Below are 6,259 nucleotides of genomic sequence, written 5' to 3' on the forward strand. Positions count from 1 at the left end.
GGACCGACACTCATCAAGTCACGCTGGGAGGCGCGAGGAGGAACAAATGATTATCGGGCAGAAGATCAATCGCAGGAACGCACTCAAGCTGCTGGGAGCTGGCAGCGCGACGCTGCTCGCAGCGCCGTACATCATCCGGCCGGCCAGCGCGCAGAGCTCGGTTCTCAACATCACCACATACGACAAGTTCCTGCCGCAGGACTTCATCGAGCAGTTCCAGAAGGAAAGCGGCATTGAGGTGCGCATCCGTCTGACGGACGACCAGGGCAAGCAGTACAATCTGCTCACGGCAGAAGGCGCAAATCCGACCACCGACATCGTGACCGTTGCGGGCCATCGCTATGGCCAGTTCATCGGTTCGAAGCTGGTACAGGCACTGGACACAGCCAGGCTGCGCAATTGGTCGAACCTCAACCCTGCCTATCAGGACGCGTCCTGGGCGCGCTACGAGGGCAACCTGTGGGGGTTGCCGATCCTGGCCGGCTACGAAGGCCTGGTCCGCAATACGGACTACGTACCGGAGGCTGACAGCTGGGGCATCATGTTCGACGAGAAATACGAGGGTCTGACCGCGTACCTGGCGGGCGACTTCATGTCGATCACCATGAAATATCTCGGCCACGATGGCGACTTCGTCACCTATACCGACAAGGCCGAAGAGGCCCGCAAGGCCGCCAACGAGGCGCGTGACTTCCTGATCAAGCACAAGCATATGGTTCGCAAATACTACGACGCAGCCAGCGAAGTGCAGCAGATGTTCATCAACGAGGATATCCACCTGGCTCAAGCCTGGTCGGGCCCCGCCGCCAAGCTGATCATGGACGGCGTGCCAGTGAAACTGTCCGTTCCGAAAGAAGGCACCTACGGGTTCTGCTACACGCTGAACATCGTCAATAACGCGCCCAACGCCGAGAACGCCTACAAACTGTTCGATGCTATCCTGGCTAATCCTGAGGTCGGAGCGGCGATGACGCGCACGTCCGGCTTCAGCTCGACGATCTCGGGCGTCGACAAGCTGCTCAACGACAAGGAGCGGCTGGCTTCGACGCTGCCGCAGGACGAACTTGAACGTGTCACTTTCTTCAGCTCGACTAACCGTTCGCTGAAAAACGAAATCATTGATCGCGCCGTCGCCGAACTGAAGGCGGCTTAAGCAACCACAGAGCGGCGACTGGCCCTGACCCCGTTTTAGCGACGGGGTCAGTACGACGACGCACGTCCGGTCGCCGCCCAACGGGTCAAGGTTTGGGACAATTCAATGGCTGTGGGAACAAGTACAGCGGATGGGGGTATCCCCGCCTATGCCGCTCAAATGAAGTACTCGACAGGCATTGCCCGGGTGATCCACTCGCCGGCCTATCGATATACGTTGGGCGCCGTTGCCGACTGGCGATACGGACGCATCCTTCTGTTGGCCGGCGTGCCGGTTGTCTGGATGCTGATGATGCATATCGGCCCCATCTACGAAATGCTGCGCATCAGTCTTCTGTCCAGCTACCCGCCAGAGCCTGGTGTGGAAGCCAATTTCACGCTCGACAACTACGCGCTGTTCTTCAGCGAGAAACTCTACTGGATGCCGCTGCTGCGTAGCTTCGTCTACGCCTCCATAGCAACTGCGGTAACCCTGGTCGTGGTGTATCCGGTGGCTTATTATGTGGCAAAAGTGGTCTCGGCCGGGGGCAGGTCGCGAGCGCTGCTCCTGCTGTTGGCACCGTTCTGGGCCGGCGAAATCATCCGCATCTTCTCGGTCATCATGCTTCTGGCCAATCGTGGTGCAGTCAACGTGCTTCTGCGGGAGATCGGGCTCACCGACCGCCCCATCCAGATGCTCTACACCTCGTTCTCGATCAGCTTCGGCCTGGTCTACATGGTCTGCCTCTACATGCTGCTGCCGCTCTATTCGGCCATCGAGAAGATCCCGAAATCCCTGCTTGATGCGTCAGCCGACCTCGGGGCAGGGCCGTTCACGCGCTTTCGCCGCATCGTGCTGCCGCTTTCGCGTGACGGTATCGTCTCCGGTTGTTCACTGGTCTTCCTCACCTGCATGGGCGTGTTTGCTGCCCCCATCCTGCTTGGCGGGCCGACCACCAGCATGTTCTCCGAGACGATCAGCAGCTTCTTCCACGGTGCCAGCAGCCGCTGGCCGGCGGGTGCGGCCTTCGCCATGATCATGCTGGCTGCATCCCTCGTGACCGTCGGCCTGTTCATGCGGGTTGTCGGCGGCTCGAAGCAAAGGACATTTTGATGCGCGCCATGTTTCTCGATTGGCCGGGGCTGGCCCTCAAGTCCTTCTACTGGCTGTTTGTCCTCTATCTGTTTCTGCCGCTGTCGCTCATGGTCGCCGTCAGCTTCAAGGACGCGAGTTTCATCTCGTTTCCGCTCGGAAACCTGACGATCGACTGGTACGCCAAGGTCATTCAGGACAAGCAGTTCCTGGACGCCTGCCTCTACACCATCATGATCGCCGCGGCGACGACAGCCATCGCAACGGTGATCGGGGTCTGGATCGCGATGTTGATCGGATCGCTGCGCGGTGCCGCTCAATACGTGGCCTTCGCCGTGGCCTGTCTGCCGGCCGTCGTGCCGGGCATGATCTCGGCGATCTCGCTGCGCATCTTCATCACGACCATAGATCTTCCGACCGGCACCGCGGCCATCATTCTCGGCCACGTCGTCCATGCCGTGCCCTTCGTTGTGGTCATGGTTCTGACGCGACTGCGCTCGATGCCGGGCAATCTGGTCGACGCCGCGCGTGATCTCGGCGCAGACAGCATCGTCACCTTTTTCCGCGTCACCCTTCCTTACCTGGGACCGGCCATTTTCGGCGGCATGATCTTCTGCCTCCTGCTGTCGAGCGATGACTTCGTCCGCACCTTCTTCCTCGGCGGCTATCGCCCGACGCTGCCGATGCTCATCTTCGCCCGCGTACAGTCCGGCATGTCGCCGGAGATCAACGTCATGGCCACGCTCGTCCTGGTCGTGACGGCCGTGGTCGGGCTTTACGCAGAATATCTCACACGTCGTTCGAGGATCCGCTGATGGAACCGGTTGTTCAGTTCGAAAATGTCAGGAAAAGCTTCGGCAGCTTTGTCGCGGTCGATAATCTCAACCTCAACATAGAGCGCGGCAAATTCGTCACGCTGTTGGGCCCCTCCGGCTGCGGCAAGTCGACGACGCTGCGCATGCTCGGCGGGTTCGAAACACCCACGAGCGGCCGCATCCTGCTTTCCGGCCGCGACGTGACCCAGGTTCCGCCGAACCGGCGCAACGTGAACATCGTGTTTCAGGACTATGCGCTGTTTCCGCACATGACCGTCGCGAAGAACATCGCCTTCGGCCTGGAGTTGAAGGGGGTCGACAACCGGCAGATGCAGAAGCGGGTATCGGAACTTCTGGAGCTCGTACAATTGCAGGAGTTCGCAAGCCGACTTCCGTCCGAGCTGTCGGGCGGTCAGCGCCAGCGTGTCGCTTTGATGCGGGCGCTCGCACCTGATCCTGACGTTCTCCTGCTCGACGAGCCGCTTTCTGCTCTCGATGCGAAGCTTCGCCAGACCATGCAGGTGGAGCTCAAGGCGATCCAGGAGCAGACCGGCAAGACGTTCATGTTCGTAACCCACGATCAGGAAGAGGCACTGACCATGTCGGATACGATCGTCGTCATGAACAATGGCCGCATCGAGCAGATGGGCGATCCGGCGACCCTGTACAATCGGCCGGGCTCCGCTTTCGTGGCGACCTTCCTGGGTGAAACCAATCTGTTGCGTTCCGATGTCGTCGGCACCGAACCTGGAGAAGCCGCGGTGCGGTGGAACGGTGTGACGATCAAGACCTGCGCCGGCGCGCTGTCTCCAAAGCCAGGCGACGCGATCTACGTCGTGTTGAGGCCAGAGGCAATCCAATGCTCGGCGCACGAACCGAGCGTGGCAAACCGGGTGCAGGGGCGGATCCGCCAGCGCGTCTTCAAGGGCAACCACACGTCGCTCAAGGTCGAGATCGGCGACGGACACTTGCTCAACGCGCTCGTTCATCCAAGCGAAGTGGAAGGCCTCAGCCGCGACGACATCTGGGTTGGCTGGCCGTCCGAAGCGACCACACTCATCTCCTCCCGAAACGCGGCGTCATAGCCGCAGCGTCTTAACGACGGGCGCCTGGCGGCGCCCGTTACCCGATATCAGTTAAAATGGAAAACGACATGCGAGTAGGTATCGCGGGTGCGGGCTCTATTGCCTTTGGCACCGCCGCACTTCTTGAAAAACTGGGACACAAGGCAACGCTCTGGTCGCCATCCGGTACAGGGACGTTGGCGCTCACCGAGGGAGAAAGCCTGACGGCTGAGGGTGCCGTCGAAGGCGTGTTCGATCCGGCGGTCGCTCAGAGCGCAGCAGATCTGGTGAGCGGCGCAGATGCGATCGTCATCGCGCTGCCGGCCTACGGTCACAGGTTCGTGCTGAACGAAATCGCGCCCCATCTCGCTGCTGGGCAAGTGGTGATCTTCAGCTCGCACACTTCGTTCGGAGCGCTCTATCTTTCATCGGTTCTGGCCGCGCGCGGCATAAGTGTGCCGATCGTTGCCTGGGGTACGACGATCGTCAGCGGTCGGAAGCTCGGCCCGGCGCTGGTCCAGGTGAACACGATACGAAAGCAGGTTGATCTGGCGACCGTTCCGGCGTCGGAGAGCGCCCGGGGACACGCGGTTTGCAAGGCGCTCTTCGGCGAACATTTTGTCGATCGCGGCAGCCTGCTGGCGATCGCTCTGTCGAACCTGAATCCGCAAAATCACTTGGGGATCGCGCTTGGCAACATGTCGCGCATGGAACGCGGCGAGAGCTGGATCCAGGCCCAAAACGTCACCCCCAACATCGGCCGACTTCTGGAGACGCTCGATCGTGAGCGCCTCGCCATTGCCGAGAAGCTGCAGCTGGAAGTGCGCGATATATTCCAGCATTTCCACCTGTCGTTCCATGTGCCGGTCAGCACCATCTCGCAAATGAACCAGGAGATGCATCAGGCCGGACACGGCGGCACCGGCCCCGCGACAGCGGACAGCCGCTATGTGACGGAGGATGTCCCGTTTGGCTTGGTCGTGACGGCTCAACTCGCGCGCCTGGCCGGATGCCCGGCGGTCCTGCATGAGTCGGGTATCCGCATCTTCTCGGCGATGTACGGTCGGGACTTCGAAGGCGAGAACAACATCCTTCCGGAACTGGGGCTCGAGCGACTGGATCTCGAAGGTCTCGATGCGCTCTGCCGCAGCGGCTTCCCGCCGGTCGCAGCCGAATTGCCCGCAGAGGCGGCGCATCGAGCCGAAGGAAGTGTCTGAATGACCGAACGCTTGCTCTCCCATCTTCGTTCCGAACTCGAGGGCCTGAAGACGGCCGGTTTGTACAAGTCGGAGCGTGTCATCACCTCGAAGCAGGCGGGCGCGATCGAGGTCGCCTCGGGCGACCGCGTGCTCAATTTCTGCGCCAACAACTATCTCGGCCTTGCCGACAACGAAGAACTGGCCGAGGCCGGCAAGCAGGCGCTCGACCGCTACGGCTACGGCATGGCCTCGGTGCGCTTCATCTGCGGCACGCAGGAGGAGCACAAGCAGCTGGAGGCGCGCATTTCGTCCTTCCTCGGCCTGGAAGACACCATCCTCTATTCCTCCTGCTTCGACGCCAATGGCGGCCTGTTCGAAACGCTGCTGGGCGAAGAGGACGCGATCATCTCCGACGCGCTCAACCACGCCTCGATCATCGACGGCGTGCGCCTCTCCAAGGCCAAGCGCTTCCGCTATGCCAACAACGACATGGCGGCACTGGAGGAGGAACTGAAGAAGGCCGAGGGCAGCCGTTTCAAGCTGATCGCCACCGACGGCGTGTTCTCGATGGATGGCATCATCGCCAATCTCGGGGGCGTCTGCGACCTCGCCGACAAATACGGCGCCATGGTGATGGTCGACGACAGCCATGCGGTCGGCTTCGTCGGCAAGAATGGCCGCGGCTCGGCCGAACATTGCGGCGTCGAGGGCCGCATCGACATCATCACCGGCACGCTCGGCAAGGCGCTCGGCGGCGCCTCCGGCGGCTATACCTCGGCCAGGGCCGAGGTCGTCGAGTGGCTGAGGCAGCGCTCGCGGCCCTATCTGTTCTCCAACACGCTGGCGCCGGTGATTGCCGCCGCCTCGCTCACGGTCTTCGACCTGATCGAGAACGGCGATGCACTGCGGCAGCGGCTCTATGCCAATGCCACCCTGTTCCGCACCGAGATGTCGAAA

The 6,259-nt window shown here is 61.5% G+C and carries 6 protein-coding genes; all 6 read left to right on the forward strand.

What is annotated here, in order from left to right:
- Window positions 1-46 precede the first annotated feature (46 nt).
- On the forward strand, window positions 47-1,153 hold the full coding sequence (locus BLU35_RS25965; RefSeq protein ID WP_093235071.1) for an extracellular solute-binding protein: 1,107 nt from the start codon (window positions 47-49) through the stop codon (window positions 1,151-1,153).
- Between the two features lie 105 nt (window positions 1,154-1,258).
- Window positions 1,259-2,245, forward strand: coding sequence for an ABC transporter permease (locus tag BLU35_RS25970; RefSeq protein ID WP_286161630.1), 987 nt, complete (start codon window positions 1,259-1,261; stop codon window positions 2,243-2,245).
- Window positions 2,245-3,039, forward strand: coding sequence for an ABC transporter permease (locus tag BLU35_RS25975; RefSeq protein ID WP_058327161.1), 795 nt, complete (start codon window positions 2,245-2,247; stop codon window positions 3,037-3,039). Before BLU35_RS25970 ends, BLU35_RS25975 begins: the two co-directional genes overlap by 1 nt.
- Window positions 3,039-4,124, forward strand: a complete 1,086-nt coding sequence (locus tag BLU35_RS25980) for an ABC transporter ATP-binding protein (protein ID WP_093235073.1) — start codon at window positions 3,039-3,041, stop codon at window positions 4,122-4,124. Before BLU35_RS25975 ends, BLU35_RS25980 begins: the two co-directional genes overlap by 1 nt.
- 68 nt (window positions 4,125-4,192) lie before the next feature.
- Window positions 4,193-5,320 (forward strand): NAD/NADP-dependent octopine/nopaline dehydrogenase family protein, encoded by a 1,128-nt coding sequence (locus BLU35_RS25985; protein WP_210185163.1) that lies wholly within the window; start codon window positions 4,193-4,195, stop codon window positions 5,318-5,320.
- The coding region (locus BLU35_RS25990; protein WP_093235075.1) for a glycine C-acetyltransferase at window positions 5,321-6,259 on the forward strand (939 nt) is incomplete at its 3' end.

Origin of the sequence: Sinorhizobium sp. NFACC03 (assembly GCF_900103435.1) — a bacterium.
In the GTDB taxonomy this organism is placed as follows: Bacteria; Pseudomonadota; Alphaproteobacteria; order Rhizobiales; family Rhizobiaceae; genus Ensifer.